This is a genomic window from Stenotrophomonas acidaminiphila, from assembly GCA_002951995.1.
Taxonomy (GTDB): Bacteria; Pseudomonadota; Gammaproteobacteria; order Xanthomonadales; family Xanthomonadaceae; genus Stenotrophomonas; species Stenotrophomonas acidaminiphila_A.
Window position 1 is genome coordinate 886,925 of the sequence record CP019797.1, and the last position, 16,625, is coordinate 903,549.

Below are 16,625 nucleotides of genomic sequence, written 5' to 3' on the forward strand. Positions count from 1 at the left end.
AGCTCGGACAGCCCCGCGCAGCCTGGCATCCCCGGGCGGCGGCGGGCGCGCCGCATGACGTGGCACGGGCCCGGGTACGGGCCCTCGGCGCGGGTTGTCGGCGCTCCGTCCACCGGCCGGCGCTATCCGCATGCGTATGCGGACATCAGCCCCACGGTCATCGTGCCTGGCCGCGTATAGCCGTTGTCAGCGGCCACCGACGGGACAGCGGACCGCCGCGACCCCAGCAGAAGCACAGGTGCGGCAGGCACCGCCGCCGGCCACCCGTTGCGCCCACGGCGCGCGCATGCCGCGCGCGGCTGCTCAGTCCCAGCCTTCGAGCACCAGCTTGCCCAGGGTGCTGCCCGACTCCAGCAACCGGTGCGCCTGGCGCAGGTTGGCCGCGTTGACCGCGCCCAGGCGCGCGCTGACGGTGGTGCGCAGTTCGCCGGCGTCGATCAGGCTGGCGGCGCGGGTGAGGATGCGGTGCTGTTCGATCATGTCGGCGGTGCGGAAGCGCGCCCGCGCGAACATGAACTCCCAATGGATGCCGATGCACTTGGCCTTGTACGGGTCGCCGATGCGCAGCTCGCCGGCGGGCTCCACGATCAGCCCGACATGGCCCTGGGGCGCCAGCAGTTCACCGAGCACCTGCCAGTAGCGGTCGGTGTCGGCCAGGTTCAGCGCGGCGTCCACCTGGCTGATGCCCAGCGCCTGCAGCTGCGGCGCCAGTGGCTGGCGATGATCGATGACGTGCTCGGCACCCAGCGCCCGGCACCAGGCGCGGCTTTCCTCGCGCGAGGCGGTCGCCACCACCGTGAATCCGGCATGGCGGCCAAGCTGGATTGCCATCGACCCGACGCCGCCGGCGCCACCGATGATCAACAGGATCCGGCCGACGTTGCGCCGCCCGTCGAGCTGGTAGGGCATGCGCTGGAACAGCAGTTCCCAGGCCGTGAGCGTGGTCAATGGCAGCGCCGCGGCTTCGGCGAAATCCAGCGTGCGCGGCTTGCGCGCGACCAGCCGCTCGTCCACCAGTTGCCGCTGCGCGTTGCAGCCCTGGCGGGTGACATCGCCGGCGTAGTACACCTCGTCGCCCACCGCGAACGCGGTCACCGCGGGGCCGACGGCCAGCACGGTGCCGGCCGCGTCGAAGCCGAGGATGCGCGGCGGCGTTTCCTCGCCCGTGCCCGAACGTCGCAGCTTGGTGTCGACCGGGTTGACCGATACCGCCCGTACTTCCACCAGCAGGTCCTGCCCCTGCGGGGCGGCGGGCGCCGGCAGCTCGACGTCTTCCAGCGCGCGGGGTCCTCGATCGGCAGGTAGCGGCTCAGGCCAACAGCTTTCATGGCGGAAGTTCCGTTCGGTGGGGGGCTGCGGCCATGATACAAAGGGACCGTTCAGGTCAGGACGACGTCATCTGCCGTCGCGGCCGCTGTCCCGCTGCCGGCCCGGCGCGCCTGCGCGCGGTCGTCGGAAACCCCGCAATGCCTGTCCGGGCTTGGATCTTGTGCGTTTTTACCAAGCTGTATAGGGTGAGGCCCGGTGGCCATCCGAAGTCCGGGGGGCCCTGCCATTTGTTACGCAGCTGTTAACGTCATCTTCACAGCCCAGCGCATAATGTGCACCGCGTTGGCGTGCGGAAACGGCCATTTTTCGGACGCGACGAACGAAATCGCTGTGCTGGACATGCCATTACCGGTTTCATACCCCCGAAACAAGGAGTTGTATTCATGAACAAGAAGATCCTTACCGCCGCGCTGCTGGGCGGTCTGGCATTTGCCCAGGCTGCGTCGGCCCAGGAATTCGACGACCGCTGGTATCTGACCGGTTCGGCCGGCTTCAACTTCCAGAACAGCGACCGTGGGACCAACGATGCTCCGTTCGTGACCCTGGGCCTGGGCAAGTTCATCAGCCCGAACTGGTCGCTGGACGGCGAGCTGAACTACCAGAACCCGAACTTCGACAAGAACCAGGACCTGAACTGGTCGCAGTACGGCGCTTCGCTGGACCTGCGTCGCCACTTCATCCAAGACGGCCGCGGCTGGAACCCGTACCTGCTGTTCGGCCTGGGCTACCAGAAGGCTGAGGAAGAGTACGTCGTCAATTCGGTGAACTCGCCGGCGCAGCGCAAGGACGGCAATCTGGCCGCCAAGATCGGTGCCGGTCTGCAGACCACCTTCGACAAGCGCGTCGCCGTGCGTGCCGAAGTCGCCTACCGCGCTGATTTCGACGACCAGAGCGTGAACCCGCGCCTGGCCGGCAAGGACAACGACTGGTTCGGCGACGTGCTGGCTTCGGTCGGCGTCGTGATTCCGCTGGGCCCGGCCCCGGTTGCCGCCGTGGCTCCGCCGCCGCCGGCTCCGGTTGCGCCGAGCTGCGCCGACCTGGACGACGACGGTGACGGCGTCAACAACTGCGACGACAAGTGCCCGAACTCGCAGGCCGGCCAGATCGTGGGTCCGGACGGCTGCCCGGTGCCGGTGTCGATCGACCTGAAGGGCGTGAACTTCGACTTCGACAAGTCGACCCTGCGTCCGGATGCCGTCGCCATCCTGAGCGAGGCCAGCGAGATCCTGAAGCGTTACCCGGAACTGCGCGTTGAAGTCGCCGGTCACACCGACTCGAAGGGTACCGACGCCTACAACCAGAAGCTGTCCGAGCGTCGCGCCAAGGCCGTGTACGACTACCTGACCGGCCACGGCGTTGCCGCTTCGCGTCTGGTGGGCCCGATCGGCTACGGCGAGAGCCGCCCGATTGCGCCGAACACCAACCCGGATGGTTCGGACAACCCGGAAGGTCGCGCCAAGAACCGTCGCACCGAGCTGAACGTCCAGAACTGATCGGACGTATCGGTTGATTCGAAACAGGGCCCGGCGAAAGCCGGGCCTTGTTTTTACGCGTTCCAGGGAATCGGGGCGGATGCCCGCGTGACGCGCACGCACGCCTGCCGCGAACCCGGCAATGAAGGTTGAAAGCCCCGCGGGGCATGCCTACACTCGCGGCGTTCCCTGTACGGATGGAAATACCGATGCTGCGTATCGCACTGGCCGGCGCCCTGGCCCTGGTCCTCGTTCCCGCCGCCCACGCAGCCGTCGATTGCTCGGCCAGTGCCATCGTGCCGCCGCCGTTGCCGGCCACGGTGATCGAGCCGGTCGCCATGGAGCTGTATGCCCGTCCGGGCCAGCTGGGCATGCCCTCGGGCGTGCTGGCGCCCAACGCCAGCGGCGAGCAGTCGCTGGACCGCGTACTGATGCGCCTGCGCGTGGAAAGCTGCAACAACGTCGCCAGCGCGATGCCGGCACGCCCGGCGATCAACCCCAACGACCCGGCGGCCTACAAGCCGCAGACGCAGTACGACAACACGCCGTGGCGGTTCGACATGAGCCAGAACGGCAAGCGCATGACCGCGGACGAGTTCGATGCGTGGATGAAGGCCCGCGGCGTGCGCGTGGTCAAGGCGGCGACGCCGGCGGCCGAAGGCGCGGCCGAAGCCAAGGCGGCGGCCGAGGTCAAGTAAGCCGGGCGCCCGGATGCCGCGCAGGAATTCCCGTGATGCCCGCCCTGCCAGACAGGGCGGGCATTTTGTTGTGCCCTCCGGCACCGCCGCCAGGAACGGGGCGCCCCCGGGCGCGCCACGGCATGGCCTGGCGCGGGTGCTGTCGAAGGCGGGGGTGTGTTCGCGTGCCGAGGCCGCGCGGCGCGTGCTGGCCGGCCGGGTTGGCGTGGACGGCCGGGTCGTGCGCGACCCCGAGTTCCCCGTGGTCCCCGGGCGGCAGCGGGTGACCCTGGACGGCCAGCCCATCGTGGCGGCGCAACGCCTGTACCTGGCCTTGAACAAGCCGCGCGGCCTGGTCACCAGCGTCCGCGACGAGCAGGGCAGGGACACCGTGTACCGTTGTTTCGAGGGCGCGGGCCTGCCGTGGCTGGCACCGGTGGGGCGCCTGGACAAGGCCAGCGAAGGCCTGCTGTTCTTCAGCAACGACCCGGAATGGGCCGCCCGGCTGACCGACCCGGCGACCGGTCCGTTGAAAACCTATCGCGTGCAGGTCGATGGCGTGCCTGATGCGGCGCAGCTGGCGCGCATGCGTGCTGGCATCGACGATGCGGGTGAACACCTGGCCGCGCATTCGGTCGTGCTGCTGCGCCAGGGCGAGCGCAACGCGTGGCTGGAGATCGTGCTGGACGAGGGCCGCAACCGGCACATCCGGCGCCTGCTGCAGGCATTGGGGTTCGATGTGTTGCGCCTGGTGCGGGTGGCGATCGGGCCGGTCCGGCTGGGCGAACTGGCCAAGGGGCAGTGGCGCGTGCTGGAGGAGGCGGAACTGGAGCAGTTGCTGCCGCATTCAGTCCAGGCGCCCGCCAGTTCATGAAATTCTTCATGTATTTCATGCAAATAGCTTGATTTCCTAAAGTGCATGGTTAGGCTGTAGGCCTGTTCTCCAGCGAGGTCGCGCAACCATGTCAGCTTTCAACCGCATCGCGGTGTCGTCACTTGGAGCGGCCGCAGCCGTGGTTCTGGCCGGTTGTGCGTCGTCGGGCAAGCCGGTGGCGGCAGCGCCCGCGGAAAAGCCGGTCACGGTGACGGTGGAAGCGCCGATGGCGGAGAAGGACGCACTGGGCAACTACCGCTTCCTGATGCAGCAGGCGGGCAAGAACATGAGCGCCGACCAGTTCGATGCCTGGATGAAGGCCAACGGCATCCGCGTCGCCCGTGGGGGCGCGGCGGCCAAGCCCGAGGCGGCGCCAGCCGCGCCGGCAGCGAAGCGGTAGCGCGGCGGCCGCCACGGTCTGCCGCCAATGTCTTAAAAGAAGGTAATTCCCCTAGGTTCTGGACCAGCTTAGGCTGGTTCTCATGCGCAAATGCACTGTCTGTGGACGTGCCCGGTTCTGGGCCTTGGCCGACGGCCGGTACAAGTGCCGGTCCTGCGGTTGCCGTCAGCGAGACGCGCTGGCAGCGTGGGATAGCCTGTGGCTCAGCGATGCCCAGAAGCGCCAGTTGATCGAGCGCTTCATGCTTGGTGTGCCGGTCTATCGGCAGCGTTTCCGGCCAGTCTGCGGGGCCAACACGGCCGAGAAGATGTACCGGCTACTGCGGGCCTGTTGTGCACATGCCGAGCAGTGGCGAGAGCCATTCACCGGCGCCTTGGAATGCGACGAAACCACCTTCGGAGGTGCTCGCCACGGCCCGCGCGGCTGGGGCGCCCTGGCCAAGGTGATCGTGTTCGGGATCATCAAGCGCAACGGTCAGGTCAAGGCGATGCCGATCGCCACCCATGATCGTAAGGCGGTCATGCAGCAGATCGACGCTCACACCCGCGAGGGCTCGCTCTACTACACCGACCAGTGGCAGGCCTACGCCACCCTGAAACTGCGCGGAGACCATGTGGTCATCCGCAAGGAGAAGGGGCGACCGGTCGGGCGTGACCATATCAACGGCATTGAGGGCTTCTGGAGCTACGCCAAGAACTGGCTGTATCCGTACCGTGGCGTGCCCAGCAAATACTTCCACCTCTATCTGGGCGAGGTTTGCTACCGCTTCAATCACCGCAACGAAGACCTGCAAACCCTGCTATACAAGCTTCTACGCGAAATCCCAATCACAAAACTCTCCCCACTTTGGGTCCAAAAGTGGGGAATTACCTAAAAGAAAACAGGCGCCCTGGGGCGCCTGTTCTCATTGGGGGCCCGCTCAGCCCTTGATGACGCCCAGTTCCCGGCCGATGCGGGTGAAGGCGTCGATGGCGCGGTCCAGGTGCTCGCGGCTGTGCGCGGCGCTCATCTGCGTGCGGATGCGCGCCTGGCCCTTGGGCACCACCGGGAAGAAGAAGCCGATCGCATAGATGCCTTCTTCCAGCAGGCGCTCGGCGAACTTCTGCGCCAGCGGTGCGTCGTACAGCATCACCGGGCTGATCGGGTGCACGCCGGGCTTCACGTCGAAGCCGGCGGCGCTCATCTTCTCGCGGAAGTAGGCGGTGTTTTCGGCCAGCCTGCGGCGCAGGTCGTCGGCCTTGTCGAGCATGTCGAAGGCCTTGATGCCGGCGGCGACCACGTGCGGTGGCAGCGAGTTGGAGAACAGGTACGGGCGCGAGCGCTGGCGCAGCAGCTCGATCACTTCGGCGCTGGCGCAGGTGAAGCCGCCCAGCGCGCCGCCCATGGCCTTGCCCAGGGTGCCGGTGATGATGTCGATCTTGTCGAGCACGCCCTTGACCTCGGCCGAGCCGCGGCCAGTGGCGCCGAGGAAGCCGGTGGCATGGCATTCGTCGATGTGCACCAGTGCGTTGTACTTCTTGGCCAGCGCGGTGATCTCGTCCAGCGGGGCGATGAAGCCGTCCATCGAGAACACGCCGTCGGTGGTGATCAGCTTGGTCCTGCAGCCGGCGGCATCGGCGGCCTGCAGCTGCGCTTCCAGGTCGGCCATGTCGCAGTTGGCGTAGCGGAAGCGCCTGGCCTTGCACAGGCGCACGCCGTCGATGATCGAGGCGTGGTTGAGCGCATCGGAGATGATCGCGTCGTTCTCGCCCAGCAGCGGCTCGAACAGGCCGCCGTTGGCGTCGAAGCAGGCGGCATAGAGGATGGTGTCGTCCTTGCCGAAGAACTCGGCGATCTGCTTTTCCAGCTGCTTGTGCAGGTCCTGGGTGCCGCAGATGAAGCGCACCGAGGCCATGCCGAAGCCGTGGCTGTCCAGCGCGTCCTTGGCGGCCTGGATCAGCGCCGGGTGGTCGGCCAGGCCCAGGTAGTTGTTGGCGCAGAAGTTCAGCACGCTGCGGCCATCGTCCAGGGTGATCTCGGCCGACTGCGGGCTGGTGATGATGCGTTCGGACTTGAACAACCCCTGCGCGCGGATGGCGTCCAGTTCCTCGGCGTAGTGCCGGGTGAGCGGGGAAGTGTGCGCGTTGGCGGTCATGGCAGGGTTTTGCGGTGGAGGGAGTGACGATTCTAGCGGCCTGGCGTTGCCGCCGCCGGTTTCATGGGGAATGGCTATAAGCGCCACGGCCGAAGTCATTTCTCCGTGTGCGTGTGCGCCCGCAGCATCGACGCTCCACCCCTGCCTTCCAGGAGCCACCGATGACCGCCCCCTTGTTCCCGTCCACCGCGCCGACCAGGAAGCTGTTGTCCCTCAGCCTGGCCGTGGCGCTGTGCGGGGTGGCGGCATCGGCGCAGGCGCAGCAGCCCACCGTGGAACAACTGCAGCAGCGCCTGGAGCGGCTGGAACGCCTGGCCGGCGTGTCCGGCGTGGCAGCCGTCGAAGGTGTCGACCTGGCCGGGCTGGACCAGCGCCTGCGCATCCTCGAGCGCCGCCTGGAGCTGCAGGAGGAAGAGCGGGTGGCCGCCGCCCGGGCCGCGCCGCAGATCACCGTCGACCCGAAGGGCGCCGCGTTCCGGTCCGGCGACGGCAACTACGAGCTCAAGCTGCGCGGCCTGCTGCAGGGCGACGCGCGCGTGTTCGTCGGCGATGGCAACCAGAACGACAGCTTCCTGCTGCGCACCGCCCGGCCCACGCTGGAAGGCTCGCTGGGCAAGCGGGTCGCCTACCGCTTCACCCCGGAGTTCGCCGGCGACAGCGCGACCATCGTCGATGCCTATGTCGACCTGCGCTTCAATCCGGCCCATGTGCTGCGCGTGGGCAAGTTCACCTCGCCGGTGGGACTGGAGCGCCTGCAGTCCTCGGCGGCCCTGGTGGACGTCGAGCGCGCGCTGCCCAGCGAGCTTGCGCCGAACCGCGACTTGGGCGTGCAGCTGCAGGGCGAGCTGGCCGCGGGCAGGTTCAGCTACGCGCTGGGCGTGTTCAACGGCGCGGTCGATGGCCGCGACGCGACGAGCAGCAACCCCGACGATGATTTCGAGATCGCCGGCCGCGTGTTCTTCGAGCCGCTCAAGGGCAGCGACAGCGCATGGGCGGGGCTGGGCGTCGGCCTGGGCGCGAGTGCCGGGCAGAAACATGGCGTTGGCAGCAGCTTCCTGCCGCGCTACCGCACCCCGGGCCAGGCGACCTTCTTCAGCTACCGCAGCACGGTGGCCGCCGACGGCGACACGCTGCGCTGGTCGCCGCAGGGCTGGTTCTACCGCAACGGCTTCGGCCTGCAGGCCGAGTACATCGTTTCGCGCCAGGAAGTGGCCCGCGACGCACGTCGCACCGCCCTGGAACACCGCGCCTGGCAGGCGACGGCCAGCTACGTCCTGACCGGCGAGGACGCCGGCTACCGCGGGGTGACGCCGGCGCGCCCGTTCGGCGTCAACGGTGGGCGCGGGGCATTCGAGCTCACTGCGCGCTACGGCGAACTGCAAGCCGACGGGGCGGCGTTCCCGTTCTACGCCGATCCGGCCGCCTCGGCTGCGCGCATCCGGTCGTGGACGGTGGGCGCGAACTGGTACCTCACCGCGAACCTCAGGCTCGCCACCAACTACCTGCACAGCCGCTTCGGTGCCGTTGCCGGCGCCCAGAGGCTGGCCGACGAAAAAGCCGTTTTCTCGCGCCTGCAAGTTTCCTTCTGACGGAGAGCCCTCGTGAAGCAGTCCTTCCTTCCCCGTATCGGCGCGGCCGCGGTGGCTTTCGCGCTGGCCTTCGCGTCCGGCGCCGTGCTTGCCCGCGACGTGCAGCTGCTCAATGTCTCCTACGACCCCACCCGCGAGCTGTACCGCGACTTCAACGCCGCGTTCGCCAGGCACTGGAAGGAAACCAGGGGCGACAACGTCAGCATCGAAACCTCGCATGGTGGTTCGGGCAAGCAGGCGCGCGCGGTGATCGATGGCATCGAGGCCGACGTGGTGACGCTGGCGCTGGCCTACGACGTGGATGCGATCGCGCAGAAGTCGCGGCTGCTGCCGGCCAACTGGCAGTCGCGGCTGCCGGACAACAGCGCGCCGTACACCTCGACCATCGTGTTCCTGGTGCGCAAGGGCAACCCCAAGGCGATCCGCGACTGGCCGGACCTGCTGCGCGCCGGGGTTTCGGTGGTGACGCCCAATCCCAAGACGTCCGGCGGCGCGCGCTGGAACTACCTGGCCGCCTGGGCGTACGCCGAGCACATTTTCAACGGCGACCGCGCACGCATCCTCAACTACATGCGCGCGCTGTTCCGCAACGTGCCGGTGCTGGATACCGGCGCGCGTGGCGCCACCACCACCTTCGTGCAGCGCGGCATCGGCGATGTGCTGCTGGCCTGGGAGAACGAGGCATTCCTGGCGCAGGAAGAGCTGGGCCCGGACAAGTTCGAGATCGTGGTGCCGCGGCAGTCGATCCTGGCCGAGCCCCCGGTGGCGCTGGTGGACCGCAACGTCGACCGGCATGGCACCCGCGAGGTGGCGCAGGCCTACCTGAACTACCTGTACTCGCCCGAAGGGCAGCGCATCGCCGCCCGCCACTATTACCGCCCGCGCAATCCGCAGTACGCCGATCCGGCCGACATCGCGCGGTTCCCGCAGGTGCGGCTGGTCACCCTCCGCGAGGTGTTCGGTTCCTGGGAAAAGGCGCAGGCCGAGCACTTCGCCGACGGCGGCCTGTTCGACCAGATCCAGGCGGGCAAGTAAGCGGTGGCCGCGAACGCCGCCGCACTGGCGCCGCCACGGCGCCCCCCGCGGGTGCTGCCCGGGTTTGGCCTGGGCATGGGCATCACCCTGTTCTGGCTGGGGCTGATCGTGCTGGTCCCGCTGGCCGGGGTGTTCCTGCGCGCCGCCGGGCTGGGCGTGGACGGCATCTGGCGGATATGGAGCGAGCCGCGCGTGCTGTCGGCGCTGCGCCTGAGCTTCGGCACCGCCTTCGCCGCGGCCGCGTTCAACACGCTGATGGGCACCTGGGTGGCCTGGGTGTTCGTGCGCTACCGCTTCCCGGGCCGGCGCCTGTTCGATGCCTTGATCGACCTGCCGTTCGCGCTGCCCACCGCGGTGGCCGGCATCGCGCTCACCGCGCTGTACGGCGGACAGGGCTGGGTCGGGCGCTGGCTGGAGCCGCTCGGCCTGAAGATCGCCTACACGCCGCTGGGCATCGTGGTCGCCCTGGTGTTCGTCGGCCTGCCGTTCGTGGTGCGCATTGTGCAGCCGGTGCTGGCCGAAGCCGAGCCTGAACTCGAGGAAGCGGCGGCAACCCTGGGCGCCAGCCGCTGGCAGACCCTGGCGCGGGTGGTCGTGCCGGCGCTGTGGCCGGCGATGCTGACCGGCTTTGCGCTGGCGTTCGCGCGCGGGGTGGGCGAGTACGGCTCGGTGATCTTCATCGCCGGCAACCTGCCCAACGCCACCGAGATCGCACCGCTGCTGATCACCATCCGCCTGGAGGAATTCGACTACGCCGGCGCCACCGCCATCGCCGCGGCGATGCTGCTGCTGTCCTTCGCGCTGCTGCTGCTGGTCAACCTCGTGCAGGGCCGCCTGCAGCGCCGGGGCGCCCGGTGAACGAATGGGTGTCGCCGCTGCCGGTGCAGGCCATGCATGAAGCCACGGCGCCCGCGCCGCGCCGGGTCACCACCGAGCCGGGCTGGGTGCAGGCGTTGCTGGTGCTCGGCGCGCTCGGGTTCCTGCTGTCGTTCCTGCTGTTGCCGCTGCTGCTGGTGTTCGCCGAAGCACTGCGCGGCGGCATGCAGGCGGCGTGGAGCGCGGTGAGCGACGCCGACGCACTGTCGGCGGTGCGGCTGACGTTGCTGGTCACCGCGATCGTGATCCCGCTCAATCTCGTGTTCGGCGTGGCCGCGGCCTGGGTGGTGAGCAAGCACCGCTTCCCCGGCAAGCGCTGGCTGGTGACCCTGATCGACCTGCCGTTCTCGGTGTCGCCGGTGGTCGCCGGACTGGTGTTCGTCCTGCTGTTCGGCCGCAATGGCTGGCTGTGGCCGCTGATCGAGGACGGGCTGCGCCTGCACCTGCCGGTGGTGGGCGAGGTGCTGCTGCAGCTGCCGCGCATCGTCTTCGCGATCCCCGGCATCGTGCTGGCGACCACCTTCGTCACCTTCCCGTTCATCGCCCGCGAACTGATGCCGCTCATGGAGCAGCAGGGCAGCGACGAGGAACTGGCCGCGCTCACCCTGGGGGCCAATGCCTGGCAGATGTTCTGGAAGGTGACCCTGCCCAACATCCGCTGGGGCCTGCTGTACGGGGTATTGCTGTGCAGTGCGCGGGCGATGGGCGAGTTCGGCGCGGTGTCGGTGGTGTCCGGGCACATCCGCGGGCGCACCAACACGCTGCCGCTGCACGTGGAGATCCTCTACAACGAATACGCCTACAGCGCCGCGTTCGCCTGCGCCTCGCTGCTGGCCGCCAGCGCACTGCTGACGCTGGCGCTGAAGACTTTCCTGGAATGGCGCCACGGCCAGTCGCTGGCCGCCGCGCATCGCCACTGAGGTGAATCGATGAACATCCGCATACAGCAACTGGGCAAGCGTTTTGGTGCCTTCGCCGCGCTCGACGGCGTCAACCTCGATATCCGCAGCGGCGAACTGCTGGCGCTGCTCGGGCCCTCCGGTTCGGGCAAGACCACCCTGCTGCGCGCGCTCGCCGGGCTGGAACATCCGGACCAGGGGCGGATCCTGTTCGAGGGCGAGGACGCCACCGCGCTGAGCGTGCAGGCGCGCCGTGCCGGCTTCGTGTTCCAGCACTACGCGCTGTTCCGGCACATGGACGTGCGCGCCAACATCGCTTTCGGCCTGGAAGTACGACGCGGCGCGCGGCGCTGGCCGAAGGCGCGCATCGACGCCCGCGTCGACGAACTTCTGGCGCTGGTGCAGCTCGAGGGCCTGGGCGGGCGCTATCCGACCCAGCTGTCCGGCGGCCAGCGCCAGCGCGTGGCGCTGGCGCGTGCGCTGGCGATCGAGCCGCGTGTGCTGCTGCTGGACGAGCCGTTCGGGGCGCTGGACGCGCAGGTGCGCCGTGACCTGCGCCGCTGGCTGCGCGAGCTGCACGACCGCACCGGACTGACCACGGTGTTCGTCACCCATGACCAGGAAGAAGCGCTGGAACTGGCCGACCGGGTGGCGATCCTCCACCATGGCCGCATCGAACAGGTCGGCAGCCCGGGCGAGGTCTACGACCGGCCGCAGTCGCCGTTCGTGTACGGCTTCGTCGGCGAAGCCAACCGCCTGCCGGCGCGCACCGACGGCGAGGCGCTGGAGGTGGCGGGCGCGCGCTGGCCGCGGCCGGCCAGCCTGCCCGAGGCCGCCGCGCTGGAGGTGTACGTGCGCCCGGAGGACATGCGTGTCGGCGATGCCGGCGACTGGACGGGGACCGTGCTGTCGGTGCAGCGCAGTGGCGCCCGGGCGCGGTTGCGCGCGCGGCTGCGCACGGCCGCGGTGGACGTGGAGGTCGAACTGCCGCCGGACGCGCCGGCGTACGCCGCCGGGCAGGTGGTCGCGCTGGCGGCGCGGCGCCACGGGGTGTTCGCGGCGGACGCGGGGTAGGGCGCCGCGCGTTGGCGGGCGCGGGGTGGTGGCGCGACGAAACGCTGGCGTCCGGGATCATTTTGGTTAAGAATTTGTAAATTGTGCGCCGCCGCGGCGCCCACCCCACCCGGAGACCCGCATGATCCCCTGCAAGCGTGTTGCAGCCGTTGCCTGTGCTGCCCTGCTGTCCCTGCCGTTCACTGCCTCTGCCGAAGACGCCTCGCCCCTGAGCTGGGAAGTCGCCGCGGTGTCGGATTACCTGTTCCGCGGCGTCTCGCAGACCGACGAGAAGCCGACCGTGCAGGGCAGCGTCACCTGGACCACGTCCAGCGGCCTGTATGTCGGCAGCTTTGCCTCGGGCGTGGATTTCGGCGAGGGCAGCCCCGACGTCGAGGTGGACTACTTCGTCGGCTACGGCTTCGACGTCAGCGACGCGGTCAACGTCGACCTGATGCTCAACCGCTACACCTACCCGGGTGCCAGCGAGATGGCCTACAACGAGCTGGTCACCACCACCACCATCGCCGAGCACTGGAAGGTCAACGTCAGCTACACCAACGACGTGTGGGGCAGCAGCACCACCGGCTGGTATTACGGCCTCGGCGGCGAGTGGGCGCTGCCCAACGATTTCAGCCTCAACGCCAACGTCGGCCGCAGCGTGTTCAACGACAGCGACGTGGCCCAGGACTACACCGACTGGGGCGTGGGCGTGGGCCGCAGCTTCGGCATCGCCAATGTCTCGCTGGGCTACTACGGCACCGACGGCAAGGGCCGCGACAACTTCGGCAAGCTGGCCGACAACCGCGTGGTGCTGGCGGTCAAGATCGCGCGCTGAGCACAGCGGCGCGAGCAAAGAGAAAGGCGCCGCAAGGCGCCTTTCTCGTTCCTGCGCGGCTGCCGGGCGGGCCCGGCAGCCGCGTCTCAGTTCCAGCTAAGCACGACCTTGCCGGCCTTGCCCTGTTCCATCAGCTCGAAGCCTTCCTGGAAGCGGTCCACCGGCAGTTGGTGGGTGAGCACCTTGCCCAGCGGGAAGCCGGACAGCACCAGCTGGGTCATCTTGTACCAGGTCTCGTACATCTTGCGGCCGTAGATGCCTTGCACGGTCAGGCCCTTGAAGATGATCTTGTCCCAGTCGCAGCCGGCGCCCTTGGGCATGATGCCGAGCATGGCGATCTTGCCGCCGTGGTACATGCAGTCGAGCATGTCGTTGAACGCGCGCGGGTTGCCGCTCATCTCCAGGCCCACGTCGAAGCCTTCCATGTGCAGGTCGGCCATCACGTCCTTCAGCGACTGGTTGGCGACGTTGACCACGCGGGTGGCGCCCATGTCGGCGGCCAGCTTCAGGCGGAAATCGTTGACGTCGGTGACCACCACGTTGCGCGCGCCGATGTGCTTGCAGATGCCGGCGGCGATGATGCCGATCGGGCCGGCGCCGGTGATCAGCACGTCCTCGCCGATCACGTCGAACTCCAGCGCGCAGTGCGCGGCGTTGCCGTAGGGGTCGAAGAACGCGGCCAGTTCGGACGGGATCTGATCCGGGATCGGCCACAGGTTGCTGGCCGGCATCACCATGTATTCGGCGAAGGCGCCGTTGACGTTGACGCCGATGCCCACGGTGTTGGGGCACAGGTGCGGGCGGCCGCCGCGGCAGTTGCGGCAGTGGCCGCAGACGATGTGGCCTTCGGCCGACACCCGCTGGCCGATCTCGTAGCCGGTGACGCCGGGACCGATCGCGGCGATGCGGCCGACGAACTCGTGGCCGATGGTCAGGCCCGGCTTGATGGTGCGCTGGCTCCACTCGTCCCACAGGTAGATGTGCAGGTCGGTGCCGCAGATGGCGGTCTTCTCCAGCTTGATCAGCACCTCGTTGGGGCCGGGCACCGGCACCGGCACCTCTTCCATCCAGATGCCCTTGGTGGCCTCGCGCTTGACCAGCGCGCGCATCGTGTTCTGTGTCATTGCCGGGAAACCGCAGTGGGAAAGAGTGCCGATTATATGCGTGCGGCCGCCGCCCTCCGTAGCGGGAGGCGGCGCTACGGCAACGGTTTCACCCGCTACAATCGGGCTTTCCATTCTTCGGGGTCCGCTTCATGCGTCTGAATCTTCTCGCTTTTTCCGTGGTGGTCGGGCTTGGCCTGGCGCAGGCGGCCAGTGCCGCCGAAGGCATGTGGGTGCCGCAGCAGCTGCCGCAGATCGCCGGGCCGCTGATGAAGGCCGGGCTGAAGCTGGACCCGCTGCAGCTGAGCAACCTGACCGGCGACCCGATGGGCGCGGTGGTGGCGCTGGGCGGCTGCACCGCCAGCTTCGTCTCGCCGCAGGGCCTGGTGGCGACCAACCACCACTGCGCCTACGGCTCCATCCAGCTCAACTCCACCGCCGAGAAGAACCTGATCAAGGACGGCTTCAGCGCGGCCGCGTTCAAGGATGAGCTGAGCGCCGGCCCCAACGCGCGCATCTACGTGCTGGACGACATCACCGACGTCACCGCCCAGGCCAGGGCCGCCATTGCCGGCGCCGGCAACGACCCGCTCAAGCGCACCGAAGCGCTGGAGGCGCTGGAGAAGAAGCTGGTGGCCGAGTGCGAGGCCGACGACAGCTACAGCTGCACGCTGTACAGCTTCTCCGGCGGCAACACCTACCGGCTGTTCAAGAACCTGGAGATCAAGGACGTGCGCCTGGCGTACGCGCCCCCGGGCAGCGTGGGCAAGTTCGGCGGCGACGTCGACAACTGGATGTGGCCGCGCCACACCGGCGATTTCGCGTTCTACCGCGCCTACGTGGGCAAGGACGGCAAGCCGGCCGCGTTCTCGGCCGACAACGTGCCGTACCAGCCCAAGCACTGGCTGAAGCTGGCCAACCAGCCGCTGGGCGAGCGCGATTTCGTGATGGTGGCCGGCTACCCGGGCCGCACCGACCGCTATGCGCTGGTCAGCGAGTTCGAGAACACCGCCAACTGGACCTACCCGACCATCGCCAAGGCGTACAAGGACCAGATCGCGCTGGTCGAAGCCGCCAGCAAGGACAACAAGGACATCGCGGTGAAGTACGCCGCCAGCATGGCCGGCTGGAACAACACCAGCAAGAACTACGACGGCCAGCTGGACGGCTTCAAGCGCAACAACGTGCTGGCGCACAAGCAGAAGGAAGAGGCCGCGGTGCTGGAATGGCTGCGCGCGCAGGGCGCCGCCGGCAAGCCGGCGCTCGATGCGTATGCGCAGCTGCAGGCGCTGGGCACCCAGGCGCGCAGCACCCAGCAGCGTGACGTCACCCTGGCCATGTTCAACCGCACCGGCACCCTGGGCACCGCGGTGCGCCTGTACCGGCTGGCGATCGAGAAGGCCAAGCCGGACGCACAGCGCGAAGAGGGCTACCAGGAACGCGATCTGCCGGCCATCGAGGGCGGCCTGAAGCAGATGGACCGCCGCTACGTGGCGGCGATGGACCGGCAGTTCCAGCAGTACTGGCTGCAGCGCTACGTGGCGCTGCCGGCCGACCAGCGCGTGCCGGCCTTCGACACCTGGCTGGGCGGCAGCGATGCCGCCGCCGTGGACGCCGCGCTGGCCCGCCTGGACGGCTCGCGCCTGGGCGACCTGGCCGAGCGCATCAAGTGGTTCAACGCCGACAAGGCCGCGTTCGAGGCCAGCACCGATCCGGCCATCCAGTACGCGGTGGCGGTGATGCCGGCGCTGCTGCAGATCGAGCACCAGAACAAGGTCAAGCGCGGTGAGGAGCTGGTGGCGCGTCCGCTGTTCCTGCAGGCCATCGCCGACTACAAGAAGAGCCAGGGCGGGTTCGTCTACCCCGATGCCAACCTGTCGCTGCGCATCACCTTCGGCAACGTGAAGGGCTACACCGGCCTGGACGGCAAGGTGCAGCAGCCGTTCACCACCATCGAAGGCGTCGCCGCCAAGGAAACCGGCGTCGATCCGTTCGACTCGCCGAAGGCGCTGCTCGATGCGGTCAAGGCCAAGCGCTACGGCGGCCTGGAAGACAAGCGCCTGGGCAGCGTGCCGGTGGACTTCCTGTCCGACCTGGACATCACCGGCGGCAACTCCGGTTCGCCGGTGCTGGACGCGCATGGCCGCCTGGTCGGGCTGGCGTTCGACGGCATCTGGGAATCGGTGGCCAGCAACTGGGTGTTCGACCCGGTGATGACCCGCATGATCTCGGTGGACCAGCGCTACATGCGCTGGATCATGCAGGAAGTGGCGCCGGCGCCGCAGCTGCTGAAGGAGCTGGAAGCGGCCTCGAAGTAAGCCGCGTTCCGCGTTTGATCGAAGACCC

Annotated in this window: 14 protein-coding genes and 1 pseudogene; 12 read left to right on the plus strand and 3 right to left on the minus strand. The window is 68.5% G+C overall.

Going from position 1 to position 16,625, the window contains the following annotated elements:
• Positions 1–303: 303 nt before the first annotated feature.
• Positions 304–1,328 (minus strand): annotated as a pseudogene (locus tag B1L07_03880) (NADPH:quinone reductase).
• Positions 1,329–1,712: 384 nt separating this feature from the next.
• Between B1L07_03880 and B1L07_03885 the strand changes: the two are divergent.
• The 5 genes from B1L07_03885 (at position 1,713) to B1L07_03905 (ending at position 5,626) form a co-directional block, all read left to right on the plus strand.
• A complete protein-coding gene (locus B1L07_03885) occupies positions 1,713–2,822 on the plus strand; it encodes a hypothetical protein (GenBank protein ID AUZ54398.1) in 1,110 nt (369 codons plus the stop codon).
• Between the two features lie 188 nt (positions 2,823–3,010).
• Positions 3,011–3,499 (plus strand): hypothetical protein, encoded by a 489-nt coding sequence (locus B1L07_03890; GenBank protein AUZ56443.1) that lies wholly within the window; start codon positions 3,011–3,013, stop codon positions 3,497–3,499.
• A gap of 13 nt (positions 3,500–3,512) precedes the next feature.
• Positions 3,513–4,352, plus strand: coding sequence for a pseudouridine synthase (locus tag B1L07_03895; protein ID AUZ54399.1), 840 nt, complete (start codon positions 3,513–3,515; stop codon positions 4,350–4,352).
• Positions 4,353–4,440: 88 nt separating this feature from the next.
• Positions 4,441–4,752 (plus strand): hypothetical protein, encoded by a 312-nt coding sequence (locus B1L07_03900; GenBank protein AUZ54400.1) that lies wholly within the window; start codon positions 4,441–4,443, stop codon positions 4,750–4,752.
• 226 nt (positions 4,753–4,978) lie between these two features.
• On the plus strand, positions 4,979–5,626 hold the full coding sequence (locus tag B1L07_03905) for a hypothetical protein (protein AUZ56444.1): 648 nt from the start codon (positions 4,979–4,981) through the stop codon (positions 5,624–5,626).
• A 45-nt stretch (positions 5,627–5,671) separates the two neighbouring features.
• Here the strand turns inward: B1L07_03905 and B1L07_03910 are convergent, their stop codons facing one another.
• Positions 5,672–6,886: a glycine C-acetyltransferase gene (locus B1L07_03910; protein ID AUZ54401.1), complete on the minus strand. Its 1,215-nt coding sequence runs from the start codon at positions 6,884–6,886 to the stop codon at positions 5,672–5,674.
• Positions 6,887–7,047: 161 nt separating this feature from the next.
• On the opposite strand from B1L07_03910, the gene B1L07_03915 reads away from it, so the two are divergent.
• The 6 genes from B1L07_03915 to B1L07_03940 all read left to right on the plus strand — a co-directional run bounded on the left by B1L07_03915 (position 7,048) and on the right by B1L07_03940 (position 13,176).
• On the plus strand, positions 7,048–8,475 hold the full coding sequence (locus B1L07_03915) for a porin (GenBank protein ID AUZ54402.1): 1,428 nt from the start codon (positions 7,048–7,050) through the stop codon (positions 8,473–8,475).
• A 12-nt stretch (positions 8,476–8,487) separates the two neighbouring features.
• On the plus strand, positions 8,488–9,510 hold the full coding sequence (locus B1L07_03920) for a sulfate transporter subunit (GenBank protein ID AUZ54403.1): 1,023 nt from the start codon (positions 8,488–8,490) through the stop codon (positions 9,508–9,510).
• 54 nt (positions 9,511–9,564) lie between these two features.
• Entirely contained in the window at positions 9,565–10,368 is an 804-nt protein-coding gene (locus tag B1L07_03925) for a sulfate ABC transporter permease subunit CysT (GenBank protein AUZ56445.1), read from the plus strand.
• Positions 10,369–10,400: 32 nt separating this feature from the next.
• Positions 10,401–11,306, plus strand: a complete 906-nt coding sequence (locus B1L07_03930) for a sulfate ABC transporter permease subunit CysW (protein ID AUZ56446.1) — start codon at positions 10,401–10,403, stop codon at positions 11,304–11,306.
• 9 nt (positions 11,307–11,315) lie between these two features.
• On the plus strand, positions 11,316–12,359 hold the full coding sequence (locus B1L07_03935) for a sulfate ABC transporter ATP-binding protein (protein ID AUZ54404.1): 1,044 nt from the start codon (positions 11,316–11,318) through the stop codon (positions 12,357–12,359).
• A 121-nt stretch (positions 12,360–12,480) separates the two neighbouring features.
• Positions 12,481–13,176, plus strand: coding sequence for a hypothetical protein (locus B1L07_03940; protein ID AUZ54405.1), 696 nt, complete (start codon positions 12,481–12,483; stop codon positions 13,174–13,176).
• 86 nt (positions 13,177–13,262) lie between these two features.
• Here B1L07_03940 and B1L07_03945 read toward each other — a convergent pair whose 3' ends face one another.
• A complete protein-coding gene (locus tag B1L07_03945; GenBank protein ID AUZ54406.1) occupies positions 13,263–14,300 on the minus strand; it encodes an L-threonine 3-dehydrogenase in 1,038 nt (345 codons plus the stop codon).
• Between the two features lie 131 nt (positions 14,301–14,431).
• Here B1L07_03945 and B1L07_03950 point away from each other — a divergent pair, with 131 nt between their 5' ends.
• Positions 14,432–16,597, plus strand: coding sequence for a dipeptidyl-peptidase 7 (locus B1L07_03950; protein AUZ54407.1), 2,166 nt, complete (start codon positions 14,432–14,434; stop codon positions 16,595–16,597).
• The last annotated feature ends 28 nt before the right edge of the window (positions 16,598–16,625 follow it).

Coding starts and splice junctions, on each gene's coding strand:
- B1L07_03910 (AUZ54401.1), bottom strand. CDS start 6,886: ATGACCGCCAACGCGCACACTTCCCCGCTCACCCGGCACTACGCCGAG.
- B1L07_03940 (AUZ54405.1), top strand. CDS start 12,481: ATGATCCCCTGCAAGCGTGTTGCAGCCGTTGCCTGTGCTGCCCTGCTG.
- B1L07_03900 (AUZ54400.1), top strand. CDS start 4,441: ATGTCAGCTTTCAACCGCATCGCGGTGTCGTCACTTGGAGCGGCCGCA.
- B1L07_03950 (AUZ54407.1), top strand. CDS start 14,432: ATGCGTCTGAATCTTCTCGCTTTTTCCGTGGTGGTCGGGCTTGGCCTG.
- B1L07_03890 (AUZ56443.1), top strand. CDS start 3,011: ATGCTGCGTATCGCACTGGCCGGCGCCCTGGCCCTGGTCCTCGTTCCC.
- B1L07_03895 (AUZ54399.1), top strand. CDS start 3,513: ATGCCGCGCAGGAATTCCCGTGATGCCCGCCCTGCCAGACAGGGCGGG.
- B1L07_03915 (AUZ54402.1), top strand. CDS start 7,048: ATGACCGCCCCCTTGTTCCCGTCCACCGCGCCGACCAGGAAGCTGTTG.
- B1L07_03945 (AUZ54406.1), bottom strand. CDS start 14,300: ATGACACAGAACACGATGCGCGCGCTGGTCAAGCGCGAGGCCACCAAG.
- B1L07_03885 (AUZ54398.1), top strand. CDS start 1,713: ATGAACAAGAAGATCCTTACCGCCGCGCTGCTGGGCGGTCTGGCATTT.
- B1L07_03930 (AUZ56446.1), top strand. CDS start 10,401: ATGCATGAAGCCACGGCGCCCGCGCCGCGCCGGGTCACCACCGAGCCG.
- B1L07_03935 (AUZ54404.1), top strand. CDS start 11,316: ATGAACATCCGCATACAGCAACTGGGCAAGCGTTTTGGTGCCTTCGCC.